This is a genomic window from Phytobacter sp. SCO41 (genome assembly GCF_003073275.1).
Taxonomy (GTDB): domain Bacteria; phylum Pseudomonadota; class Gammaproteobacteria; order Enterobacterales; family Enterobacteriaceae; genus Phytobacter; species Phytobacter diazotrophicus.
This window is the reverse complement of record NZ_CP027225.1, coordinates 4,426,502-4,449,674: the sequence shown is the minus strand read 5'-3', so window position 1 is coordinate 4,449,674 and position 23,173 is coordinate 4,426,502. Positions and strand designations below refer to the sequence as shown.

At 51.7% G+C, this 23,173-nt stretch carries 24 protein-coding genes; 19 read left to right on the top strand and 5 right to left on the bottom strand.

The window, feature by feature from the left end; all coding sequences use genetic code 11:
- Together C5523_RS21715 and C5523_RS21710 are read left to right on the top strand one after the other, a co-directional pair.
- The gene (locus C5523_RS21715) at positions 1-2,952 is read left to right on the top strand and encodes an autotransporter outer membrane beta-barrel domain-containing protein (RefSeq protein WP_108701945.1); all 2,952 of its coding nucleotides are present in this window, start codon (positions 1-3) and stop codon (positions 2,950-2,952) included.
- A gap of 94 nt (positions 2,953-3,046) precedes the next feature.
- Positions 3,047-3,673 carry a helix-turn-helix domain-containing protein gene (locus C5523_RS21710; protein WP_041852569.1) on the top strand — a complete coding sequence of 209 codons (627 nt, stop codon included), beginning with the start codon at positions 3,047-3,049 and terminating at the stop codon, positions 3,671-3,673.
- 17 nt (positions 3,674-3,690) lie between these two features.
- Here the strand turns inward: C5523_RS21710 and ampH are convergent, their stop codons facing one another.
- Positions 3,691-4,848 (bottom strand): D-alanyl-D-alanine-carboxypeptidase/endopeptidase AmpH, encoded by a 1,158-nt coding sequence (ampH, locus tag C5523_RS21705; protein WP_041852568.1) that lies wholly within the window; start codon positions 4,846-4,848, stop codon positions 3,691-3,693.
- Positions 4,849-5,044: 196 nt separating this feature from the next.
- On the opposite strand from ampH, the gene C5523_RS21700 reads away from it, so the two are divergent.
- The 3 genes from C5523_RS21700 (at position 5,045) to C5523_RS21690 (ending at position 8,064) form a co-directional block, all read left to right on the top strand.
- Positions 5,045-5,578: an isochorismatase family protein gene (locus C5523_RS21700; RefSeq protein WP_108701944.1), complete on the top strand. Its 534-nt coding sequence runs from the start codon at positions 5,045-5,047 to the stop codon at positions 5,576-5,578.
- Between the two features lie 128 nt (positions 5,579-5,706).
- On the top strand, positions 5,707-6,927 hold the full coding sequence (gene sbmA / locus C5523_RS21695) for a peptide antibiotic transporter SbmA (RefSeq protein WP_041852566.1): 1,221 nt from the start codon (positions 5,707-5,709) through the stop codon (positions 6,925-6,927).
- A 12-nt stretch (positions 6,928-6,939) separates the two neighbouring features.
- A complete protein-coding gene (locus C5523_RS21690; RefSeq protein WP_369943692.1) occupies positions 6,940-8,064 on the top strand; it encodes a DUF1615 domain-containing protein in 1,125 nt (374 codons plus the stop codon).
- Here C5523_RS21690 and C5523_RS21685 read toward each other — a convergent pair.
- A complete protein-coding gene (locus tag C5523_RS21685) occupies positions 8,061-8,363 on the bottom strand; it encodes a YaiY family protein (protein WP_041852564.1) in 303 nt (100 codons plus the stop codon). The genes C5523_RS21690 and C5523_RS21685 overlap by 4 nt on opposite strands.
- 253 nt (positions 8,364-8,616) lie before the next feature.
- Here C5523_RS21685 and C5523_RS21680 point away from each other — a divergent pair, with 253 nt between their 5' ends.
- Positions 8,617-8,853, top strand: coding sequence for a DUF2754 family protein (locus C5523_RS21680; RefSeq protein ID WP_041852563.1), 237 nt, complete (start codon positions 8,617-8,619; stop codon positions 8,851-8,853).
- On the opposite strand, the gene ddlA is transcribed toward C5523_RS21680, so the two are convergent.
- Positions 8,850-9,950 carry a D-alanine--D-alanine ligase gene (ddlA, locus tag C5523_RS21675; protein WP_071195858.1) on the bottom strand — a complete coding sequence of 367 codons (1,101 nt, stop codon included), beginning with the start codon at positions 9,948-9,950 and terminating at the stop codon, positions 8,850-8,852. The genes C5523_RS21680 and ddlA overlap by 4 nt on opposite strands.
- A gap of 84 nt (positions 9,951-10,034) precedes the next feature.
- On the opposite strand from ddlA, the gene C5523_RS21670 reads away from it, so the two are divergent.
- From C5523_RS21670 to C5523_RS21640, 7 genes are all read left to right on the top strand, one after another.
- Positions 10,035-10,718: an extensin family protein gene (locus tag C5523_RS21670; RefSeq protein ID WP_071195857.1), complete on the top strand. Its 684-nt coding sequence runs from the start codon at positions 10,035-10,037 to the stop codon at positions 10,716-10,718.
- A 170-nt stretch (positions 10,719-10,888) separates the two neighbouring features.
- Positions 10,889-12,079 carry a multidrug efflux MFS transporter gene (locus C5523_RS21665; RefSeq protein ID WP_041852687.1) on the top strand — a complete coding sequence of 397 codons (1,191 nt, stop codon included), beginning with the start codon at positions 10,889-10,891 and terminating at the stop codon, positions 12,077-12,079.
- Positions 12,080-12,336: 257 nt separating this feature from the next.
- Positions 12,337-12,597 (top strand): anti-adapter protein IraP, encoded by a 261-nt coding sequence (gene iraP, locus C5523_RS21660; RefSeq protein ID WP_041852560.1) that lies wholly within the window; start codon positions 12,337-12,339, stop codon positions 12,595-12,597.
- 100 nt (positions 12,598-12,697) lie between these two features.
- The gene (gene phoA / locus C5523_RS21655) at positions 12,698-14,116 is read left to right on the top strand and encodes an alkaline phosphatase (RefSeq protein ID WP_108701943.1); all 1,419 of its coding nucleotides are present in this window, start codon (positions 12,698-12,700) and stop codon (positions 14,114-14,116) included.
- Positions 14,117-14,208: 92 nt separating this feature from the next.
- Positions 14,209-14,529, top strand: a complete 321-nt coding sequence (gene psiF / locus C5523_RS21650) for a phosphate starvation-inducible protein PsiF (protein ID WP_041852558.1) — start codon at positions 14,209-14,211, stop codon at positions 14,527-14,529.
- Between the two features lie 90 nt (positions 14,530-14,619).
- Positions 14,620-15,732: a diguanylate cyclase AdrA gene (gene adrA, locus C5523_RS21645; protein ID WP_108701942.1), complete on the top strand. Its 1,113-nt coding sequence runs from the start codon at positions 14,620-14,622 to the stop codon at positions 15,730-15,732.
- A 140-nt stretch (positions 15,733-15,872) separates the two neighbouring features.
- Positions 15,873-17,396, top strand: a complete 1,524-nt coding sequence (locus tag C5523_RS21640) for an FAD-dependent oxidoreductase (RefSeq protein WP_108701941.1) — start codon at positions 15,873-15,875, stop codon at positions 17,394-17,396.
- Positions 17,397-17,439: 43 nt separating this feature from the next.
- Here C5523_RS21640 and proC read toward each other — a convergent pair whose 3' ends face one another.
- Positions 17,440-18,246: a pyrroline-5-carboxylate reductase gene (gene proC / locus C5523_RS21635; protein WP_108701940.1), complete on the bottom strand. Its 807-nt coding sequence runs from the start codon at positions 18,244-18,246 to the stop codon at positions 17,440-17,442.
- Positions 18,247-18,383: 137 nt separating this feature from the next.
- Between proC and C5523_RS21630 the strand changes: the two genes are divergently transcribed.
- The 5 genes from C5523_RS21630 (at position 18,384) to ppnP (ending at position 21,132) form a co-directional block, all read left to right on the top strand.
- A complete protein-coding gene (locus C5523_RS21630) occupies positions 18,384-18,848 on the top strand; it encodes a YaiI/YqxD family protein (protein WP_041852554.1) in 465 nt (154 codons plus the stop codon).
- Positions 18,849-19,117: 269 nt separating this feature from the next.
- Positions 19,118-19,642 (top strand): shikimate kinase AroL, encoded by a 525-nt coding sequence (gene aroL / locus C5523_RS21625; protein WP_041852553.1) that lies wholly within the window; start codon positions 19,118-19,120, stop codon positions 19,640-19,642.
- Between the two features lie 50 nt (positions 19,643-19,692).
- Entirely contained in the window at positions 19,693-19,884 is a 192-nt protein-coding gene (gene yaiA / locus C5523_RS21620; RefSeq protein ID WP_041852552.1) for a protein YaiA, read from the top strand.
- A 197-nt stretch (positions 19,885-20,081) separates the two neighbouring features.
- Positions 20,082-20,759 (top strand): AroM family protein, encoded by a 678-nt coding sequence (locus C5523_RS21615; RefSeq protein ID WP_108701939.1) that lies wholly within the window; start codon positions 20,082-20,084, stop codon positions 20,757-20,759.
- 88 nt (positions 20,760-20,847) lie between these two features.
- A complete protein-coding gene (gene ppnP, locus C5523_RS21610; protein ID WP_041852550.1) occupies positions 20,848-21,132 on the top strand; it encodes a pyrimidine/purine nucleoside phosphorylase in 285 nt (94 codons plus the stop codon).
- 53 nt (positions 21,133-21,185) lie between these two features.
- Here ppnP and rdgC read toward each other — a convergent pair whose 3' ends face one another.
- Positions 21,186-22,097, bottom strand: coding sequence for a recombination-associated protein RdgC (rdgC, locus tag C5523_RS21605; protein WP_079497577.1), 912 nt, complete (start codon positions 22,095-22,097; stop codon positions 21,186-21,188).
- A 99-nt stretch (positions 22,098-22,196) separates the two neighbouring features.
- Here rdgC and mak point away from each other — a divergent pair, with 99 nt between their 5' ends.
- Positions 22,197-23,102 (top strand): fructokinase, encoded by a 906-nt coding sequence (gene mak, locus C5523_RS21600; protein ID WP_071195852.1) that lies wholly within the window; start codon positions 22,197-22,199, stop codon positions 23,100-23,102.
- The last annotated feature ends 71 nt before the right edge of the window (positions 23,103-23,173 follow it).

Below are 23,173 nucleotides of genomic sequence, written 5' to 3'. Positions count from 1 at the left end.
ATGCACTCGTGGAAAAAGAAACTTGTAGTATCTCAATTAGCATTAGCCTGCACGTTGGCAATTGCTTCTCAGGCAAATGCGACGACTTATGATACCTGGAATTATATTGATAACCCTAAGACAGCTCTTGACTGGAGCAATATGGATGCGCCAGGTACAGTAGATGGTAACTATGTAAATTATAGTGGCTTTGTATACCATAACAATGCGAATGGTGATTTTGACCAGACGTTTAAGGGTGATACCGTTAATGGCACCATCTCTACCTATTATCTGAATCATGACTATACAAATGGTACTGCTGGCTCAGATAACACATTGAACGTGACTAATTCAGTTATTCATGGCTCTATCACATCTCATCTGCCTATTGGGGTTGGCACTGATGGTAGTGCTTATCAATATCATGAATACGGCACCGATCGTGTCATTGACGAAAACTGGCATGATGGCGATGTATTTACGCTGAATATTTCTAACTCCATCATTGATGATGACTATGAAGCACTGTACTTCACTGATTCTTATCTTGATGGTGACGTCACGAAATCCACTCATGAAACGTTCACCACTGCGGCAGGTGAAGGTTATCAATTTGCGGACGGCGCTGGTCTTGGTCTTGCAGTAAACCTTGATGTTGAAAGCAATATCAATATCTCTAACAACTCTCGTGTTGCAGGTATCAGCCTGACGCAAGGTAATACTGTTAACAACGCTTATACAACTGAATCCCATACCTGGGACAACAATATTAGCGTCTCAAATTCTACCGTGACTTCTGGTTCAGTTGAGTCACTGGAAACTCGTGGTTTCTATGGCAACTCAAGAGAGCCGAGTGAATACAGCGGAGACGGTACCGTTAATGACGTAGCACTGTATTTCAGCGATAGCTCAGCATCTCACTATTCAATGAAAAACAACGTCAACTTTGATAATTCAACCCTGCTCGGCGATGTTGTTTTTGAAAGTACGTTTAACGCTGGGTTCTATCCTCAAGGCTACGACAGTAATTCTGTTGGCTCTAAAGATACCAACGGTGGCTGGGCTGACGACGCACTGAATGTTGATGAGCTCAATATTACTCTGGACAATGGCTCTAAATGGACAGGTTCTGCGACCACTTCTGCCAACGTTGATGTTGAGTCTATGCCTTCAACTGATTGGTATGATGTTACAGGTAATAGCCTTTACCCTGGCGCAATTATCGAAGCAAATGCCTGGGGACGTACAACTGATAATAAGGTCTTCCAGAGCGGTGTATTCAATGTAGCGTTGAAGAATGGCTCAACATGGAATACTGTCAATGCTTCTAATATTGACACCTTGACTATAGACAGTGGATCTAAAGTAAATGTTGGTGATTCCACACTTATTTCCGATTCCATTAAATTAACAAATAACTCTTTGCTGAACATTGGTGAGGATGGTCATGTTGCGACCGATAGCCTGTCTATTGATAACAGTACCGTAAAACTGGCCGACGATATTGCCTCGGGCTGGAACTATTCAGCTGCGCTGTACGCTAACACCATTACCGTTACGAATAATGGTCTTCTGGATGTTAACGTTAATGAATTCGATGCTTATCCGTTCCAGGCAGATACCCTGAATCTGACCAGCGCCACCGATACTCGTGGTAATATCCATGCAGGTGTGTTCAATATTCATAGCAGCGACTATGTTATGAATACCGACCTGGTGAACGATCGTACTTCGGATAAAACCAAAGCTAATTACGGCTACGGCGTGATTGCGATGAATTCCGATGGTCACCTGACTGTTAACGGCAACGGAGACATCAATGGCGGTAATGAACTGGATAATAGTGCTACCGACGACGTAACCGCTGCCAAAGGTAACTACAAAGTTCGTATCGATAACTCTACTGGTGTAGGCCGTATCGCTGACTACAAAGGTAAAGAACTTATCTACGTCAACGATAAAAACACCACTGCAACCTTTAGCGCAGCAAACAAAGCTGATCTCGGTGCGTATACCTATCAGGCTGAGCAGAAAGGTAATACCGTCGTTATGCGCCAGATGGAGCTGACCGACTACGCGAACATGGCGCTGAGCATTCCTTCTGCAAATACCAACATCTGGAATCTGCAACAGGATACTCTGTCTACCCGTCTGACCAATGGTCGTCATGGCCTGGCTGACAACGGTGGCGCATGGGTGAGCTACTTTGGCGGCAACCTGAATGGCGACAACGGCGTGATCAACTACGATCAGGACGTTAGCGGCATCATGGTCGGTGTTGATACCTTCGTTGACGGTAATAACGCGAAATGGATCGTCGGTGCGGCAGCAGGCTTTGCGAAAGGTGATGTAAGCGATCGTTCTGGTAAAGTTGATCAGGATAGCCAGTCCGCGTACATCTACTCTTCTGCGCGCTTTACTAACAACATCTTCCTGGATGGTAACCTGAGCTACAGCCGTTTCGATAACGATCTGTCTGCCAGCATGTCCAACGGCCAGTATGTTGACGGCGACTCCTCAACGGATGCATGGGGCTTCGGTCTGAAACTGGGTTACGACTGGAAAGTTAACGACAAAGGTTATGTTACTCCGTATGCCGGTATTTCTGGTCTGTTCCAGTCTGGTGATAACTTCCGCCTGAGCAACAACATGAAAGCGGGCGATCAGGACTACGATAGCCTGCGTTATGAACTGGGCGTGAACACAGGTTATACCTTCACCTATGGCAGCGATCAGGCTCTGACTCCGTACTTCAACCTGGCATACGTTTACGATGACTCTAACAACACTGCAAAAGTGAATGGCGATTCTATCGACAACGGTGTTGAAGGTTCTGCAGTTCGTGTTGGTCTGGGTACGCAGTTCAGCTTCACCAAAAACTTCAGCGCATACACTGATGTGAACTATCTGGGCGGCGGCGACGTTGAACAGGATTGGGGCGCAAAAGTTGGCGTGAAATACACCTGGTAATAAATCTGGCAGGGAATATATTTTCCCTGCTATTTTATCAGTATCCAAATTCCCGCCACGGATTGGCGGGAATTTTATTTTATAAGGGACTTGAATGATTTCATTAAGTAAGCCGCTTGCGGAGTTATATTTACTGGATGAATGTTTTTCCGCTCATGGTATTCCTTTTGAGTTAGCCAATGACGCCATTCTGACTTTCAATAAAATCGACCCGAATAACATTACCCTTGTCCTTCTGCAGGGTGAAATAGCTATTAGTCGAAAATATAACGATGTGCTATTAGGTATTGCCAGGGCACCGTTTATCAAAGGGCTAAGTACAGGCCTTATTCAACGCCCATCCGAGTATATATACACCGCGCAAAACGAATGCTCGGGATATTACTTGTCTTCTGATTTAGCGATGACGCTCATAGATAAAAACCAACTGTGGCGTGAAGCGTTTGCGTGGCTGACATGGTGGCACCGCATTGCTGAAACCCGCGATTGTCAGCTTATTGGCAGCAGTACCTACGACCAAATTCGGGCATCGCTGTTAACCATGTCTGACTGGGACGAACAGCTTAGAGCGCGCGTTGGGGTTATTCAGTACATTCAGCGACGCACCGGGGTTTCTCGCTCTGTGATTGCCGAAGTCCTGTCCGCACTGCGTAAAGGAAACTATATCGAAATGCATAAAGGCAAGCTGTTGAAAATCAACCGCTTGCCTTATGAGTATTGACCAACTGCCTGGCCAAATCAGGACGAAGGTGCAACCACCGGTTTATTGTTGCTCAATTCACTAACCAGATCGTTTACGCCATCGCTCATATTCACGAAACGCGTTAATGGCGAACGCGTGATCACCACGAACACACCGACATTACTCTGCGGGATCATCGCCATATAGGTAATGAAACCGCCACCACCACCCGTTTTCTGAATAATTCCCGGATGCCCGTCTTTCGGTGCCATATACACCCAGCCCAGGCCTAACGCATCGGCTTTACCCGGCACATCCATTCCGATAACACGTGTAAGCTGATTGCGCTGATAAATCAGCGTCTGCATACGATCTGCCTGGCTGTTACGGCTGTAGAAATCAGAAGAGAGGAATTGCTGCATCCAGCGCATCATATCGCCCGGTGTTGAATAAACACCACCGCTACCAATAGCCGCCAGGGTGTTATCGCACGGACTCGCGCCTTTTTCCGCCACCATCAGGCGACGACACTGGTCAGGTGATGGCGTAAACGTGGTGTCTTTCATCCCCAGCGGACGCGTAATTTGCTCTTCGAAAAGCTGAGAGTAGGGTTTCCCCGCCGCATTCGCCAGAGCGTCGGCCAACAGATCAAATGCCAGGTTAGAATACGCCGCCTGGGTTCCCGGTGCCGATTTTAAGGTCGCCGTAGAGAGCCAGTTCCAGCGCTCTGTGCGGGTCGGCCAGGTAAATACGGTTCGCTTTGCTGCACCACCCGGTTGTTCACGCGGCAGTGCGCTGGTATGTGTCGCCAGGTTAACCAGCGTAATCGGCGCACCCTGATAAGTCGGCACACGCGCACCCGGTGGCGCATATTTGCTTAACGGATCGTTGAGTTTCACTACGCCCTGATCGAGGAGCTTCACCAACATTTCGCTGGTCATAAGCTTGGAGAGCGAGGCAATGCGAATAACCGAATCAAGCTGCGGGCGCACGTTCGAACCAGGACGCGTTTCACCAAAGCTTCTGAATACCCGCTGGTTACCGTCAATCGCCACCATCGCCATCCCTGTTGCGCCACTGCCATAAAAAATATGGTTGGCATAACGATCAACAATATCAGACGCAAATTCAGCATCAGGCGACTGTTGTGCTGCATGCGCGCAAGTCAGTGTTAACGCGTAGAGCGTCGCGGAGAAAAACAAACAACGTTTCAACGAAAGCATCCGTAAATGAAAGAAATGGATAATGCGTATTTATACTACCAGGCGGCATATTTCAAAGCACCGAAAAGCGCATTATTTTGCGAAATAACGTAACGAGGGGTAAACATGAACTTTTTTCCGGACCACAAAATAGCCGCTTCGTTGTGATACCCTTTTTCTTTCCGCGGCGAATTTCTGGAGGCGATCAATGTCAGGTAAGCGAGTGGTGATGGTAGTGGATATGCAAAACGGGGTTTTTGCGACGCCACGTTTTCGACGCGAAGCGTGTGTAGCGCGGATAAATCAGCTCACACGGGCGGCGGATACGGTGATTTTTATCCAGCATATCGAAAGCGGTGGACTGGAAGAGGGGAGCGAAGGGTTCCAGTTGCTGCCCGATCTTTACCAGCCTGATAACGCTTTGTATGTCACCAAAACCGCCTGTGACAGTTTTTACCGTACCCTGCTGGCGGATGTTTTACGCGAGCACGATATCTCTGCATTCGTCATGTGCGGCTGTGCGACAGATTATTGTTTCGATACCACGCTGAAAAATGGTGCCAGCCGTGGGTATTCAATTACCGTAGCTGAAGACGCCCATACGACAGCCAACCGACCAGCGGCTCCGGCTGAAACACTCATCGCCCATTATAATGAAGTCTGGCGCACACTTACGGTGCCGGATAACCCCGTTTTTGTGAAACCCGTCGAAACAATTCTTCACGAGTGGCAAACGAACTAAGGCGTTACGCTCAGGTCTGATTCTACAGTTCTCACAACGCTCCCCCACCGCAGGAAGCTCCTGTGGCGGAGGTGTGTTGTGCGCCGTATGAGTAATGCACAAAAATAAGAAGTGAGCAGGAGAGTATTATGTTTAAGTCTTTTTTCCCAAAGCCGAAGCTGTTCTTTCTCTCGGCCTTTATTTGGGCACTGATCGCAGTCGTTTTCTGGCAGGCCGGTGGGCAGGTCTGGATAATGCGGCTGGTTGGCGCTTCTGAGGATGTTCCCATCAGCGCGGCGCGCTTCTGGTCCCTGAACTTCCTGCTGTTTTATGCCTACTACGCATTATGCGTTGGCCTCTTTGCGCTATTCTGGTTTTTCTACGCACCGCATCGCTGGCAGCGCTGGTCAATCCTGGGAACGGCCTTAATCATTTTCGTGACCTGGTTTCTGGTGGAAATCAACGTCGCGATTAACGCGTGGTACGCGCCATTTTACGATCTTATTCAAAAAGCGCTGAGTGCGCCGAATAAAGTCAGTATTGGTCAGCTTTATAGCGAAATCGGTGTCTTTTTGTGGATCGCCCTGATTGCGGTCACCGTTGCGGTGCTGAACAACTTCTTCGTGAGCCACTATGTCTTTCGCTGGCGTACGGCAATGAACGAATTTTATATGGAGCACTGGGACCAGTTGCGCCATATCGAAGGGGCGGCGCAGCGTGTTCAGGAAGACACCATGCGTTTTGCTTCTACGCTTGAAGACATGGGTGTTAGCTTTATCAATGCGGTCATGACGTTGATTGCTTTTTTACCGGTTCTGGTGGCACTGTCGCCACACGTACAGGAGTTGCCGCTGGTGGGGCATCTGCCGTATGGTCTGGTGATTGCGTCCATCGCCTGGGCGCTCTCCGGCACCTTTTTACTGGCGTTTGTCGGGATTAAACTGCCGGGGCTGGAGTTCAAAAATCAGCGCGTAGAAGCCGCATATCGTAAAGAACTGGTGTATGGCGAAGATGACGTCAACCGCGCGAAACCTCATACAGTGAAAGAGCTTTTTTCTGCCGTCCGACGTAACTATTTCCGTCTTTATTTCCACTATATGTATTTCAACATTGCCCGTATTTTGTATCTGCAGGTTGATGTGGTGTTCGGTCTGGTTGTCCTTTTCCCGACCATCGCCGCCGGGGCGATTACTTTTGGTCTGATGCGCCAAATCACAAACGTATTTGAACAGGTGCGCAGTTCATTCCAGTATCTGATAGCTTCCTGGACCACGCTGGTGGAACTGATGTCCATCTATAAACGTTTGCGCAGCTTTGAAAGCGAGTTGAATGCACCGCCAGCATCGCAAATGACCAACACTTTCAGTTAAGCAAGGAACGATATGCCTGTTTGCGCGCCGCGTCTTATCGCGACCACAATGACACTGCTGGCGGGAATGATTCTCGCCGGTTGTACGACACCGAAAAACACAACCAGCGCAGAAGAGACGAAGGAGGCCGAAGCGGAGAAGCCCCGCGATGTGGCGAGCGTGGTCAGAGAAAAAATGCCCGCGAGTGTGAAAGACCGGGATGCGTGGGCGCAAGATATTGCCACCACTTTTAGCAGCCAGTCGATTGCACCGACGCTGGAAAATATCTGTTCGGTGCTGGCGGTTGCGCAGCAGGAGTCTAACTATCAGGCCGATCCGCAGGTGCCGGGGCTGAATAAAATCGCCTGGAAAGAGATTGACCGCCGTGCGGCACGTTTACATATCCCACTTGCCCTGGTACATACCGCGCTGAAAATTGAATCGCCCAATGGCAAAAGCTATAGCGAGCGTCTGGACAAGGTTCGCACCGAAAAACAACTGAGCGAGATTTTCGACGATTTTATCAACGTCGTGCCGATGGGGCAGACGCTTTTTGGTTCTTATAACCCGGTGCATACCGGCGGGCCTATGCAAATTAGCGTTGCGTTTGCTGAGAAGCACACCGACGGCTACCCGTGGAAAATGGAAGGCACGGTGCGACAAGAGGTCTTTACCCGTCGCGGTGGCCTGTGGTTTGGCACATACCACCTGCTCAATTATCCGGCAAATTACACGGCACCCCTTTATCGCTTTGCTGATTTTAATGCCGGACATTACGCCAGCCGTAACGCGGCATTCCAGAATGCACTAAGCAAAGCGACCGGCGTTAAACTGGCGCTGGACGGCGATCTGATTCAGTACGGCAGCAACGATGCAGGTGCAACGGAGCTGGCAGCCAGAAAACTGGGGGCGAAACTGGGAATGAGCGACAGAGATATCCGCCGACAGTTACAAACCGGGGACAGTATTGCCTTAGAGAAAACGGCGTTATACCAGAACGTTTATCGTCTGGCAGAACAGAAGAGCGGAAAGACGTTACCGCGAGAAATGCTGCCGGGGATCCAACTGGAAAGCCCGAAGATCACGCGCAACCTTACAACTGCCTGGTTTGCTAAGCGTGTCGATGACCGCCGGGCGCAATGTATGATGAAAAACTAATGATGGCGTCGCCAGCGCAATACCAGGGCAATCACGCCCAGAAATGCGCTGCCAATCAGGAAAGGCACCAGACCAAAAATGGTGCCAACACCTAACCCCATCTCGACGTGTGGTCGGTTGGTGTCCTGCATTTGCATCAAATGTTCAAAGACCCCGGGCGCATGCACCAACAGGTTCAGCAGTTGCGCGCCCGCCCAGAAGCAGAGCAGCACAAACACGGCATAAGCGATATTACCGGGCGTAGAGGCGTCGCGAGTTTTTTTACCCGAAAAGGGTTTCGACAGGGTAAAGTCAGCCATATAGACCTCCGCTACGTTTAATTACGTTGGCTCATTGCCAGTGAATCGGTGTAATTTTGACAGTTCAATTAAATTGTCAACATCGGAATGGTGATAATTTCGCAGCGGGAATGATTCCGGATGTGTAAATTTTGTACGCGCTCACATTTCTGTAACATTTAGACCATCAAATTAACATTTCAGAATTTCCGTATGCGCCACAGACGTGCCATGACAAATATGCGAGGATGGCGTTTTTATTGCCGGAGTTGTCATGAAGCTGCCTTCAAAAATACGCCGTGACTGGCACTACTATGCGTTTGCGATTGGTTTGATCTTTATTCTGAATGGCGTTGTGGGTTTGCTGGGTTTTGAAACGAAAGGCTGGCAAAACTATGCCGTCGGGCTGGTGACCTGGGTTATCAGTTTCTGGCTTGCCGGGTTTATCATTCGCCGCCGCCCCGAAGAAAACGAAGAAGCGGCGAATGAGGACGAAAAAACGCAGAATTAACCGTTCATCGAACTTTTCAGCGCGCTATCGGCCTGATGGCGCGCCAAAGCCAGTTCAATCAGGCGCGTGATCAAATCGGTGTAGCCGAGACCGCTCGCCTGCCACAGTTTCGGGTACATGCTGATATTGGTGAAACCAGGCAATGTATTGATCTCATTGATAATCACTTTGTTGTCCGGTGTCAGGAATACGTCGACGCGTGCCATACCCGCGCAGCCCAGAGTCTGATACGCCTGTACGGCGATGGCGCGAATATGATCATTCACTTCGGGGGCGATCGCCGCCGGTACAACCACTTGCGCACCGTTATCGTCAATGTATTTGGTATCGTAAGCGTAAAACTCACTGTTAAGCACAATTTCGCCACAGGTACTGGCTTGCGGATCGTCATTACCCAGCACCGCACATTCGATCTCGCGACCGGTGATGCCGGTTTCGACCACCACTTTATGGTCAAATTCGAACGCCAGGCTGACGGCGGCATGGTACTGCGCTTCGTTGGAGACTTTACTGACGCCAACGGAAGAGCCCTGGTTGGCTGGTTTTACAAACAGCGGCAGCCCAAGTTTCGCCTGTATCTCTGAGAACGTCATACGATCGCGATTGCTGCGGGTTAAGGTGACAAACGGCGCAATAGCGAGACCCGCATCACGGAGCAGACGTTTGGTCACGTCTTTGTCCATACAGGCGGCGGAGCCCAGCACATCTGAGCCGACAAACGGCAGGTTTGCCATGCGCAGCAGGCCCTGTAGCGTACCGTCTTCACCCTGCGTACCATGGACAATCGGGAAAATCACATCCACTTGTGGGAAGGGTTTGGCATCCGTGGCATTCATCAGTTGCTGTGACGGTTGTCCCGGCACCAGCGCAACGCTGCTTTCAGAGGGATTAAGTGCAATTCGCGCCGGATCGCTGGCATTTTGCAGATAATTATTCGCGTCGTTGATATGCCACTGACCCTGCTTATCGATCCCCAGCAATACAACATCGAAACGCGATTTATCCATTGCATCGACGATATTTTTTGCCGATTGCAGCGACACTTCGTGTTCAGCCGACTTGCCGCCGAACACGACCCCTACCCGCAGTTTTGCCATCTCAACTTTCACTCACATGAATCAGAAAGCACATACCATATCACTTCTGCCATACTGTTTTGCAGTGATTAATGGAGGGGATGCGTGAAAGGGAAAGGCTTCATCGGTTTGTTTATTTTGCTCGGCGGACTGGCGGCGGGTTGGCGCTATTTGCCCGCCTACTACAACCCCTTCGCACCATTACAACTTAATGATCCGCCAGGCCGTATTACCCAATTTAAGTTACGCCGGCTCGATCCGGGGCAGTGCGTTGAGTTGCTGCAACAGGCAAACCAGCAGCAACTCATTTCCTCAACATCTGTCGCCGATACCCAGGGTGACTGTCCGCTGAACAATGTGGTACGGGTGCGCGATTTTGGCCCGGTCAAACTTAGCAGCAGTTTTCTTGCCAGTTGCCCGCTGGCACTCAGTTCAGCGCTTTTTGTTGAACAACAGGCCCGGCCGCTAACGCAGCAATTTATGGGCAGTCCGCTCATTCGCATCGACCATCTGGGAAGTTACGCCTGCCGTAATATCTATAATCGACCCGATGCCCGTCTTAGCGAACACGCCACTGCTGAAGCACTGGACATTAGCGGTTTTCATCTGGCAAACGGTCAACAGGTAACGGTACTGCGAGGCTGGACGCGCGATGATACGCGCCCCTGGCTACAGGCGATGTTAAGCGCGAGTTGTGGGTATTATGGCAATGGCCTTGGGCCGGAGTACAACGCGGCGCACGCCAACCATTTTCATCTTGGGATGCGTGGATTTGGACTATGCCGCTAAAGCATAAACTACCGTGATAAGTGTGGTTGATATTCAGGGCTGTGGCCTGTGGCAGAATAGAGAAGATAAAACACCAAAAAAAAGCTAATCGCACCTCTGGTGCGTATTCTTATTACTGTTCTTGTTAACCTGTGTCTAATTTGCCAAAAACTGAATAATAATTGCTGTTTATGGAATCCTGGAGAATTAACCTTATTTCCGTATGGTTCGGCTGTTTTTTCACCGGTCTTGCCATCAGTCAAATCTTACCGTTCTTGCCCTTATATGTCTCCCAACTGGGGGTCTCTTCTCACGAAGCGTTGTCGATGTGGTCCGGGTTGACCTTTAGCGTCACGTTTATGGTTTCCGCGATAGTTTCACCGCTATGGGGCAGCCTTGCTGACAGAAAAGGGCGCAAGTTAATGCTATTGCGCGCCTCTCTGGGGATGGCAATCGCCATTTTACTGCAGGCTTTTGCGACAAATGTCTGGCAATTGCTCATCTTACGCGGCGTCATGGGGCTCACGTCTGGTTACATTCCCAATGCGATGGCGCTGGTCGCCTCTCAGGCTCCCCGTGAGCGTAGCGGTTGGGCCCTAAGCACACTCTCGACGGCGCAAATCAGTGGGGTGATTGGCGGGCCGTTAATGGGCGGTTTTCTGGCGGACCATTTTGGTTTACGAACCGTTTTCTTAATCACCGCAACGCTGCTGATCGTCAGTTTTCTGGTCACACTGTTTCTGATCAAAGAGGGGGCGCGTCCTAAGGTCAGCAAGGCGCAACGGCTGAGCGGCAAGGCCGTCTTTTCCTCGCTACCTTATCCGGGCCTGGTGATCAGTCTTTTTCTGACGACGCTGGTTATCCAGTTATGCAATGGCTCTATCGGGCCTATCCTGGCGCTGTTTATCCAGTCTATGACGCCCGACAGCAGCAATATCGCCTTCCTCAGCGGGATGATTGCCGCCGTACCGGGTGTTTCCGCGCTTATCTCGGCGCCGCGTCTGGGAAAACTGGGCGATCGAATTGGTACGGCGCGCATTCTGATGGCAACGTTAGTCTGCGCCGTGGTGCTATTTTTCGCCATGTCGTTTGTCACCTCGCCGCTACAACTGGGCATTTTGCGTTTTATGCTTGGCTTCGCCGATGGGGCGATGTTGCCTGCCGTTCAAACGCTGCTGCTTAAATATTCCAGCGACCAGGTGACCGGACGTATTTTTGGTTATAACCAGTCGTTTATGTATCTGGGTAACGTGGTCGGGCCGCTGATGGGGGCGTCTGTCTCGGCGATGGCCGGATTCCGCTGGGTATTTGTCGCCACGGCGCTGGTGGTTTTATGCAATATTTGGCAACTGGCGCTGGCATTACGTAAAGCGCGACGTTGAACGGATATCCAGATCGGAAGCTTCTGGCTCCGCTCTGGATATAAATTTTCTTTATAGAAAAATATATTCTTTTATCTCCCGCCTCGCTTTGACACAGGAATAAATTTACGTCTATGTCAGAGAAACGTTTCGTTACTGGCTTTCCTGTTTTACGGTTCTACATAGCGCAAATTTAGCGAAAAATAATAGATGCATCCACTTTGCAACTACAGAACAGAGTGCTAACGTCATCGAATATCACATAAGGAAATAGCGCTATGAAAAATCTCATTGCAGAGCTGTTGGTAAAACTCGCGGAAAAGGAAGAGGAATCCAAAGAACTGGTTGCGCAGGTGGAAGCGCTGGAGATCGTGGTCACTGCACTTTTGCGTCAGATGGCGCTGCCTGAGCAACAGGCGCTTATCCAGAGTATTGAAGGCGCGATGGATGATGTTCATCCGGGAACGGACGTTTCCGATCATGATACGGAGTTGCTGCAACAGTATATAAAAAAGCTTTTAAGGCACCCGCGCAACTGAGACTTTGAGATAAGTCACGCTGTCATCTCACTGTCATACGCGGTGCCTATAGTCGCTCTGTTTTATTTCTTTTTAAGTATTTATACACGGAGAAAATAAAGTGAAACAGAGCGCATTATTCGTCGCCTTATTCCCTATGCTATTTACCCCTGCTATTTATGCGGATACCACTTCCGCCACCACTGTGCTTGAGAATCGTGCCGCACAGGGCGATATTACGACGCAAGGCGGCGCCCGCCGTTTAACTGCCGATCAAACTGACGCAATACGTTCCTCGCTCAATGACAAACCGGCTAAAAATATTATTCTGCTGATCGGTGATGGCATGGGCGATTCAGAAATTACCGCTGCGCGAAATTATGCCGAAGGGGCGGGCGGTTATTTTAAAGGTATCGATGCGTTACCACTGACGGGTCAGTACACGCATTACGCGCTGGATAAGAAAACGGGCAAACCCGATTACGTGACCGACTCTGCGGCATCCGCAACGGCATGGTCTACCGGCGTGAAAACTTATAACGGCGCATTGGGTGTCGATATCCACGAAAAAGATCATATGACGATCCTGGAGATGGCAAAGGCCGCGGGTCTTGCTACCGGTAACGTCTCTACCGCTGAATTGCAGGACGCTACGCCTGCCGCGCTTGTTTCCCACGTGACGTCGCGTAAATGCTACGGCCCGAGCGTTACCAGTGAAAAATGTGCCAGCAATGCGCTGGAAAAAGGCGGCAAAGGCTCCATCACCGAGCAGTTGTTGAATACGCGTGCCGATGTCACCCTCGGCGGCGGTGCGAAGACCTTCAGTGAAACGGCAACCGCCGGTGAGTGGAAAGGCAAAACGTTGCGTGAGCAGGCACAGGCGCGTGGCTACCAGTTAGTGGGGGACGCCTCGACGCTGGCGGCTATCACCGAAGCGAATCAGGATAAACCGCTACTGGGGCTGTTCTCCGATGGCAACATGCCGGTTCGTTGGGAAGGCCCGAAAGCCACATTGCACGGTAATCTCGATAAACCTGCGGTGACCTGTACGCCAAATGCTAAACGTACCGATAGCGTACCGACGCTGGCGCAGATGACCGAAAAAGCGATCGACCTGCTGAGCAAAAACGAGAAAGGTTTCTTCCTGCAGGTGGAAGGCGCATCGATCGATAAACAAGATCATGCTGCCAACCCGTGCGGCCAGATTGGTGAAACTGTCGACCTCGACGAAGCCGTGCAAAAAGCGCTGGCCTTCGCCAAAAAAGATGGCAATACGCTGGTCATCGTTACCGCTGATCATGCTCACGCCAGCCAGATTATCCCCCCTGACACCAAAGCGCCTGGCTTGAGCCAGTTGCTGAACACCAAAGACGGTGCGGTGATGGCGATAACCTATGGTAACTCTGAGGAAGAGTCGATGGAGCATACCGGTACACAGGTTCGTCTGGCAGCCTATGGTCCACATGCGGCTAACGTTGTGGGCCTGACCGATCAGACCGACCTGTTCTTCACCATGAAAAACGCGCTTGGGCTGAAATAAGTTGCTGCCCGGTGGGAAATCTCTCCTGCCGGGTGGTTTTTTCTCCATGACAGACCATCCTTAAGGGGCAAGGCTTACAGAAGGATGGTGCTATGAAAATAACATTACTTGTTACGCTCCTGTTCGGCCTGGTGTTTGTTACTGCACTGAGTGCCGCTGAGAAGACTCTTACCCCTCAACAACAACGTATGACCCTCTGCAATCAGCAGGCTACGGCGCAGACTCTTTCCGGTGATGCCCGCAAGCGGTATATGAGCGATTGCCTGAAAAACACCAAAACCGAGCCCGGACAAAAAAGTCTGAGTCCCCAACAGCAAAAAATGCGCGAATGCAACGCACAGGCGACGCAGCAGTCGCTTAAAGGCGAAGATCGCAGCAAATTTATGAGCGCCTGCCTGAAAAAAACAGGCTAATCCAAACGGGTGAGCTCGCCACGCGACTCACCCGAAATTTCATACTTTCCCCGCATGACCCCTCTCTATAATTTGGGAAAATGTTTCAGAATGTTCCCAATAATGATGAATGATAATAACTTTTATACAACAGAGAGTGGCAAGGAGAGACGTAGCGCTCTGCACGATGACGATCCCCATTCAATGGGGCTCCAGTTCGCGCAGCGGGAACGGCTGCCACGGGCGGTAGGGCTGGCCTGCCTGTTTATGCCGCTCGCTGGGGTACTGGTATTACAGCCGGTTGCGGGAGGCTGGTGGATTTTATTGGTTTTATGGACTTTCGTCTGGCCGCATCTCGCCTGGCAACTGGCGGCCCGCTCAAGCGATCCCTACGCCAGTGAAACCCATAATTTGAAGGCAGATGCCCTGCTGGCCGGAATGTGGATGGGGCTCATCGGTGTGAACCTGCTCCCCTCTATCGCCATGGCAATGGTGGTTTTTATCACCACGATGGGGGCAGGCGGGCCGCGACGGTGCCTTGCCGGGGTTATTTTGATGGTGGTTGCCTGCCTGGTTACCCTCCAGCTTACGGGTATTGCCATTACCCCCGACAGCCCGTCACTGATTATCTGCCTGACGGTGCCGGTACTTCTGCTGTATCCACTCCTCTTTTCCTGGATGACTTTCCGTAACGCCGCGAGGCTTGAGGAGCATAAACGCCGCCTGCAGGTGATGAGTATCCGTGACGGTATGACTGGCGTTTACAATCGTCGCCATTGGGAGAGTCTGTTGCGTGATGAATTTGACGATTGTCGCCGTCATCAACGGATCGCGACGCTGTTGCTGATCGATGTCGATCATTTCAAAACCATTAACGATACCTGGGGACATGACGTGGGGGATGAGGCGATCATTGCCATCACCCGTCACCTGCAACTCACTTTGCGCGGTAGCGATCTGATTGGGCGTTTCGGTGGTGATGAATTCGCCGTCATCATGTGCGGCACGCCGCCTGAAAACGCGATTGCAGCCATGGAGCGTGTTCATGACCGCCTTACCGCCTTCCGCCTGCCTTCTGCTCCGCAACTGGCGCTGCAAATCAGCGTCGGTGTTGCCCCTCTGACCGATGAAATGACCCACTACCGGGAGTGGCTAAAATCTGCCGACCTGGCGTTATACAAAGCGAAAAAAGCCGGGCGCAATCGCACCGAAGTGGCTGCCTGACTCCTCGCCTGGTTGCTATAGGCCTATTCTCTGCCAGGCTTAACAGGTCATCATTACAGATTGAGTGCTTTTTATTTCCTCGTGGTGTGCGCTGTCTGGCGTTACGTCCGTATCTCCAACACTGACACGAGAGCAATGTTATGAGCTACCAATACGTCTTAGATATCAATTCACTACCGGAGAGCAAGCCGGTAAAAGTCGAAGTGGCGGGTACCGCCATGATCCTCATTCGCACCTTAACGCAGGTGCGCGCATTCCAGAGCAAATGCCCCCATGCGGGAGCTCCCCTTGAGAAAGGGGCTGTCTGCGAAGGGCGGCTGGTTTGTCCGTGGCACAAAGCTGAATTCGACATTAAGAATGGACAGTGGCTTGAGCCGCTAGCGCTGACCAGCCTTAAACAATATCCGGTACTGCTGGAACAAAACCGCGTTCTGGTTAATCCACGTCCGATGTCCCCTGCCAGCAGGCCGCTGATCCGCGGTGAACAGGAACAGACCACGGTTATTTTGGGTACCGGGGCCGCGGGGAGTTCCGCCGCCATAACGCTGCGCGACTCGGGTTACTCCGGGCGTTTAGTGCTTATCGATAAAGAGAACGATGCTCCCTATGACCGTACGGCACTGAGCAAATTTGTCCCCGCAGGCAAAATGAAAATCAGTGAAGTGCCGCATGTGCTTGATGATGCGTTTTACCAGCAGCCGGGCGTTGAAAGCCTGCGAGAAGAGGTGACCGACCTCAACAGCCGCGAGCGCTTTCTTACCCTGGCCAGCGGGCAAAGGCTCCATTTTGACAAACTGTTGTTGGCGACCGGTGGGCAGCCGCTGTGTCCTGATATTGAAGGTAACCACCTGCAAGGCGTTCATGTTCTGCGAGATCTCCATCAGGCACAACAGTTGCTCAACGATGTGGAGCAGGAACATCAATTAGTGATCATCGGCAACAGTTTTATTGCCATGGAGCTGGCGGCAGCCTTACGCAACCAGGATATTGACGTGACGGTGGTGTCGCGCCACGAATTGCCTTTTGTTCCGCAGTTTGGTGAAGAGGTGGGCCAACACTTTCTCAATATGCATAAGCAGAATGGCGTGAAATTTGTGACCGGTGAACCGGCGGCACTGGAGGGCAACGGGCATGTGCAGGGGGTACGCCTGAAAAATGGCCTGACGCTGCCTGCACATGTGGTGGTGTTTGCCACCGGGGTTCGTCCGTTTACCGATCTGGCTCATGATCTTCACCATGAAGAAGACGGTAGCCTGACGGTGGATGAAACCTTATGCGCCGCGCCGGGAGTGTGGGCGGTGGGCGATATCGCCAGTTATCCGGCGCCGGAAGGCAGACGGCGAATTGAACACTGGCGCGTGGCGCAGCAGCAGGGACGACTGGCGGCTAAAAATATTCTAGGTGAGCACCATGCGTTTGATCGGGTACCGTTTTTCTGGACCACCCATTTCGGTACGCGCTTTGAATATCTGGGTTATGCGCGGGAATGGGACAGTGTGAAAATGCTTGGTTCGTTTGAGGATAAGCGTTTTGCGGTGCTTTATGGCGAAGAGGGGATGCTGAAAGCGGTATTGAGCTGCGGTGAAAATACCGCAACGGCAGAACTGTTGGTGAAAATGCAGCAGCCGATGCCTCTGCGTCAGGCCAGTGAGATGCTGGCCTAGCACATGACTGCGCCGTAGGTGGCCCGGCGGCGCAGTCACGGTCTTATTTACTCATCTGTTCGGATTTCGACATACAGGCCTGAATGGCGTCGATAACGGCCGCGCGGAAGCCTTTCTCTTCCAGTACCTTGACCGCTTCGATGGTCGTACCGCCAGGGGAGCAGACCATGTCTTTCAGCTCGCCCGGATGTTTGCCGGTTTCCAGCACCATTTTCGCCGATCCCATCACCGCCTGCGCGGCAAACTTGTAAGCCTGCGCGCGTGGCATTCCGCCCAGCACGGCGGCATCGGCCATGGCTTCGATAAACATAAACACATACGCCGGGGCGGAACCACTGACGCCTACCACCGGGTGAATCATCGGTTCGGCAATAACCTCAGCAGCACCAAAGCAGCGGAAGATGTTAAGTACGTCGGCGATATCTTCCGGTGTCACCAGGGCGTTCGGCGTGATGGAGGTCATACCGGCATTTACCAGCGACGGTGTGTTAGGCATGGTGCGGACGATTTTTCGATCGTGGCCCAACGCCCGCGCCAGTTGATCGAGGGTGACGCCTGCGGCAATCGACACGACCAGAGACTCTTTATTCAGGCTGGATGCGACGTCGCTAAGCACCTTGACCATAATATTCGGTTTTACGGCGCCAAAGACAATGTCGGCTATCTGGGCGACTTCCTGCGCGCTCTGTGCGGCGTTAATGCCGTACTGGTCATGCAGTGCGGCGACTTTTTCTGGCGATGGGGTATAGACCCAGACCTGTCCAGGTTGTACCTGGCCGCTGGCGATCAGACCGCCGAGAATGGCTTTGCCCATGTTGCCGCAGCCGATAAAACCGATTTTTTTCTCCATTACGTCTGTCTCTCTGCTGTTACGTGTTGTGAGGTATAGCTTAACGTGGAAAGGCTTACAGGGCGAAAGCTAACGTCATGCTTTGCGAAGCGGGGCATTTAACGCGACAATGCCCGAAATGAGAGTGAGGAGCGATGATGGCGATTTGGGTTGATGCGGACGCCTGTCCGAATGTGATTAAAGAGATTCTGTTTCGTGCAGCCGAGCGCACACAAACGCCAGTGACGCTGGTGGCGAACCAAAATATCCGTGTGCCCCCCTCGCGCTTTATCCGTTCCGTGCGCGTTGCCGCGGGGTTTGATGTCGCCGATAACGAAATTGTGCGTCTGTGTGAGGCGGGCGACCTGGTGATCACGGCAGACATCCCATTGGCGGCGGAAGTTTTAGCGAAAGGCGCGGCAGCCGTTAACCCGCGCGGTGAGCGCTACACCGAAGCGACGATTCGCGAACGTCTGACGATGCGAGATTTTATGGATACGCTGCGCGCCAGCGGGATTCAGACCGGTGGTCCGGATAGCCTGTCCCAGCGTGACCGCCAGCAATTTGCCGCCCAACTGGATAAATGGCTGCTCGAGCGCCAGCGCCGCAAGGCTGACGAGTAGTATCATCAACGGTTATGAGAATATGTTACGCTAAACGAGCCTGTGGGCTTGTCAACAGACAATCTTTTAAAGTAAGGTTATCGCTACATAGGTTGCATTAAAATCTTTACACTCAAATGTGGCGTCGTCTCTGGGTTCTAATGAGGAAAGATGCAAGTTGTTTTTGAAGCGTAACGATTTGTTTACGATTACTCAACGCCCGGCAGGGTGATTTACCATTATCTTATTTTCTTTTTTTCACCTTGCGATATCAGAGGGAACACCCGTTCATGACGTTACCCATTTTTTTAGTTGGCGCACGTGGTTGCGGTAAGACTACCGTTGGTCATGCGTTATCACAGTTACACCTTTGTCAGTTTGTCGATACAGACCACTGGTTGCAGGAGCAGGCGCAGATGACCGTTGCCCAGCTCGTAAGCAAAGAAGGCTGGCATGGTTTTCGTGCGCGTGAAACCGAAGCTCTGGAAGCTGTTACCGCGCCTGCGCGTGTTGTTGCCACTGGCGGCGGTATCATTCTGAGCGAGTACAATCGCAAATTTATGCGCGAGCAGGGCGTGGTGATTTATCTCTCTGCACCTGTCCCGGTACTGGTTGATCGTCTGGAAGCGTACCCGAAAGAGAGCCAGCGTCCGACCCTGACCGGTAAGCCTGTTCGCGAAGAGGTGGGCGAAATTCTTGCGGTCCGTGATGCCCTCTACCGTGAAGCTGCACATCATGTTGTGAATGCCGCGCAAGATCTTGATTTGGTGATCGCTGAAATTCAGACGGCTCTGCGTCTGGCGCGCGCCAGTTAGCGAAACGATTGTCTATACTTAAGGCCTGACCCCGTAACTGAGGTAACGTCATGCCTGGTAAACCACCTTATCCTCGTGAAGCCCGTGTTGTTGCTGTCGAAAAAGGCACAGCCGGGCAGACCGTCACCTGGTACGAATTACGTGCCGACCATCCTAAACCTGACTCTTTAATCAGTGAGCACCCCACTGAGCAAGAAGCCCTGGATGCTAAAAAGCGGTATGAGGATCCAGATAAAAACTGATTGCCTTGAAAAAGTTCTGAAACATGAAATAAGCGGGGCCTCATCACATTTTTCACTCTGGCAAGATGGATGAGGACCGTCAATAATCAGACATTACTGGCGTATTTGGGAATCTTTAAGAACCTGGAAGTTGCCTGTGCATTTAGGCTGCGTCAAAGCATTAACGAAAAAGCAGTGTTGCAAGGTGGATGAACAAGATGAGTTCAACGATGGCGATCCTCACCGTGGGGGTGGTGCCTGTTCAAACGATATTACCGTTGCTGACCGAGCATATTTCTGAACAGCAGATAACCCATTTCAGCCTGCTGGGTAAAATGGATCCCCAGGACGTCCTGACAGATTACAAAGTTGATCCGGGCGAAACGCCGCTGCCTACGCGCCTGTGCGATGGCAGTATTGTGATGGTCTCGCGAGAGAAAGTGGAGCGTGATCTGCAAAGCGTTATCGAAGTGATGGACAACCAGGGCTACGACGTTATTTTGCTGATGAGTACAGCAGATATCCGTGGGCTGAATGCGCGTAATGCCATTTTGATCGAACCACAGCGTATTATTCCGCCCCTTGTTGCCTCGATTGTTGATGGCCATCAGGTAGGGGTGATTGTGCCGATTCCTGAACTGATGGAACCGCAGCAGCGAAAATGGAGCGTGCTGGAAAAGACGCCATTTTACACGCTGGCACACCCGTACGAGGCGACTGAGTATCAACTGGTTTCGGCGGGAAAAGAGCTTATTGAGCAGGGTGCGGACGTATTAATGCTTGATTGCCTCGGTTTTCATCAATGGCACAGAGATTTACTTCAAAAATCATTGGATGTACCAGTATTACTTTCTAATGTTCTGGTGGCGCGGCTCGCCTCGGAACTGCTGGTATAAGCCGTGTTACCCTGCAATTTCGCGTGACAGAAGCGAAGTCTGGCCTCTATAGTGTTTTTCCAGACATTTTCTTTATAAGGGCCAGTTCATGCTTCAAAGTAACGAATACTTTTCCGGTAAAGTGAAATCCATTGGTTTTACCAGCAGCAGTACTGGCCGCGCCAGTGTGGGCGTGATGGTGGAAGGTGAATACACCTTTGGTACCGCGCAGCCGGAAGAGATGACGGTCATTAGCGGTGCGCTTCATGTTCTGCTGCCTGGTGAAACCGAGTGGAAGACTTACTCTGCGGGTGAAGTGTTCAATGTTGCCGGCCAAAGTGAATTTCATCTGCAGGTAGCCGAGCCGACCTCTTACCTCTGCCGTTATCTGTAAAAAAACGCCCGGCTTAACCGGGCGTTCTGCTTTTTAGCGTCTGATTTTTTGTCTTAGCGCTGAGCTTCGCCGCCGAGCCCTTCTACCAGGCTGTGGATCAGCGTCGCCAGTTCACCGGTCATCAGAATAAAATCGGCATCAAAGCGCTGGGCGACATCATCGCGGTCGATATCCTCGTTCTGGTCGCGTAGCTCGTCACCAAATTTCAGGCGTTTAATCGAGCCATCATCGCACACCACAAACTGAACGCGTTGCTGCCAGTCGAGCGCCAGTTTGGTTACCACTTTACCCGCTTCGATATGCACGGCGATCTCATCGCTGACCAGTTCCTGTTTTTTACAGCGAATCACGCCGCCATCTTCCAGAATAGCTTTCAGTTCGGCCTCGTCGAGAAGCTGGAAGCCTTGTGCCACCGTACCGGAACGTACCCATTCCGTCAGTGTCAGTTCAATAGGGGTTTCCAGCGTCAGCGGGACAACCGGCAGAGAACCCAGGCTTTTACGCAGCAGCGCCAGCGTGTCTTCCGCTTTTTTCGCGCTGGCGCAGTCCACCATAATGAGACCATTAACGGTATCAATCCACATCATGGTCTGGCTAAAACGACTGAAGGCGCGCGGCAGCAATGAGTGCAGCACTTCGTCTTTCAGAGAATCTTTTTCGGTTTTTTTCAGCTTGCGGCCCTGGTCGGCCTCAAGACGGGAAATTTTGGCTTCCAGCGCCTGTTTGATCACCGGCGCAGGCAGGATTTTCTCTTCTTTGCGCGCGCAGATAATAATCTGACCGTTCGCAGTGTGGGTCAGCGCATCACTGTGTGAACCCATCGGTGGAACCCAGCCGGTTTTCGCCATATCCTGACTACCGCACGGGGTAAACGATAGTGGGGCAAGCTGTTTTTCCATCTCTTCCGCCCGCAGCGCTACATCGCGGCTGAGACGGTATACCATTAAATTTTTGAACCACAGCATGATATTTTCCACGGTCTAGTCGTTAATTGCAGCGGGCATGATAACCAATTGTCGCCGCGCTTGCATGTGAATGCGTTGTCCAACTATGAGGAGCATTATGTGCGTATTGGTATCGATTTAGGCGGCACAAAGACGGAAATCATTGCGCTCAGCGATAGCGGCGACGAGCTGTTTCGCCATCGTCAGCCGACTCCGCGTGATTACCATCAAACCCTTGATCTGCTGGTCTCTCTGGTGGCGTTGACTGAGAAAGAAACCGGGCAAACGGGCACCGTCGGTATGGGGATCCCCGGCTCTATTTCTCCCTATACGGGCGTGGTAAAAAATGCCAACTCAACCTGGCTCAACGGTAAGCCGTTCGATAAAGATTTAAGCCAACGTTTAAACCGGGAAGTTCGTCTGGCGAATGACGCTAACTGCCTGGCCGTTTCTGAGGCGGTGGATGGCGCAGCGGCCGGTGCGCAGACCGTGTTTGCGGTGATTATCGGTACAGGCTGCGGAGCGGGTCTGGCGTTTAATGGCCGCTCGCATATCGGCGGCAACGGGACGGCGGGCGAGTGGGGGCATAATCCGCTGCCGTGGATGGATGCAGATGAATTGCGTTATCGGGAAGAGGTGCCGTGCTATTGCGGCAAGCAAGGGTGCATCGAAACCTTTATCTCCGGCACGGGCTTTGGTACCGATTATCAGCGCTTAAGCGGACACACGCTTAAAGGCAATGAAATCATCCGCCTGGTGGACGCGCAGGATCCGCTTGCCGAGCTGGCGTTAAGCCGTTATGAGCTGCGTCTGGCGAAGTCGCTGGCCCACGTGGTGAATATTCTCGACCCGGATGTCATTGTGCTTGGCGGCGGGATGAGCAATGTCGAACGGTTGTATAAAACCGTGCCAAATCTGGTGAAAAACTGGGTTTTCGGCGGTGAGTGTGAAACCCCGATCCGTAAAGCGCTGCACGGTGATTCCAGTGGTGTGCGTGGTGCGGCATGGCTGTGGCCACAGGCGTAAATTAACGACTCCCCGGCGGCGCTGTGCCAGCCGGGGCGACTAAATTGTGGTCTGGTTACTCTCAAAAACGA

Coding starts and splice junctions, on each gene's coding strand:
- C5523_RS21715 (WP_108701945.1), top strand. CDS start 1: ATGCACTCGTGGAAAAAGAAACTTGTAGTATCTCAATTAGCATTAGCC.
- C5523_RS21710 (WP_041852569.1), top strand. CDS start 3,047: ATGATTTCATTAAGTAAGCCGCTTGCGGAGTTATATTTACTGGATGAA.
- C5523_RS21700 (WP_108701944.1), top strand. CDS start 5,045: ATGTCAGGTAAGCGAGTGGTGATGGTAGTGGATATGCAAAACGGGGTT.
- sbmA (WP_041852566.1), top strand. CDS start 5,707: ATGTTTAAGTCTTTTTTCCCAAAGCCGAAGCTGTTCTTTCTCTCGGCC.
- C5523_RS21690 (WP_369943692.1), top strand. CDS start 6,940: ATGCCTGTTTGCGCGCCGCGTCTTATCGCGACCACAATGACACTGCTG.
- C5523_RS21685 (WP_041852564.1), bottom strand. CDS start 8,363: ATGGCTGACTTTACCCTGTCGAAACCCTTTTCGGGTAAAAAAACTCGC.
- C5523_RS21680 (WP_041852563.1), top strand. CDS start 8,617: ATGAAGCTGCCTTCAAAAATACGCCGTGACTGGCACTACTATGCGTTT.
- ddlA (WP_071195858.1), bottom strand. CDS start 9,950: ATGGCAAAACTGCGGGTAGGGGTCGTGTTCGGCGGCAAGTCGGCTGAA.
- C5523_RS21665 (WP_041852687.1), top strand. CDS start 10,889: ATGGAATCCTGGAGAATTAACCTTATTTCCGTATGGTTCGGCTGTTTT.
- iraP (WP_041852560.1), top strand. CDS start 12,337: ATGAAAAATCTCATTGCAGAGCTGTTGGTAAAACTCGCGGAAAAGGAA.
- psiF (WP_041852558.1), top strand. CDS start 14,209: ATGAAAATAACATTACTTGTTACGCTCCTGTTCGGCCTGGTGTTTGTT.
- adrA (WP_108701942.1), top strand. CDS start 14,620: ATGTTCCCAATAATGATGAATGATAATAACTTTTATACAACAGAGAGT.
- C5523_RS21640 (WP_108701941.1), top strand. CDS start 15,873: ATGAGCTACCAATACGTCTTAGATATCAATTCACTACCGGAGAGCAAG.
- proC (WP_108701940.1), bottom strand. CDS start 18,246: ATGGAGAAAAAAATCGGTTTTATCGGCTGCGGCAACATGGGCAAAGCC.
- C5523_RS21630 (WP_041852554.1), top strand. CDS start 18,384: ATGGCGATTTGGGTTGATGCGGACGCCTGTCCGAATGTGATTAAAGAG.
- aroL (WP_041852553.1), top strand. CDS start 19,118: ATGACGTTACCCATTTTTTTAGTTGGCGCACGTGGTTGCGGTAAGACT.
- yaiA (WP_041852552.1), top strand. CDS start 19,693: ATGCCTGGTAAACCACCTTATCCTCGTGAAGCCCGTGTTGTTGCTGTC.
- C5523_RS21615 (WP_108701939.1), top strand. CDS start 20,082: ATGAGTTCAACGATGGCGATCCTCACCGTGGGGGTGGTGCCTGTTCAA.
- ppnP (WP_041852550.1), top strand. CDS start 20,848: ATGCTTCAAAGTAACGAATACTTTTCCGGTAAAGTGAAATCCATTGGT.
- rdgC (WP_079497577.1), bottom strand. CDS start 22,097: ATGCTGTGGTTCAAAAATTTAATGGTATACCGTCTCAGCCGCGATGTA.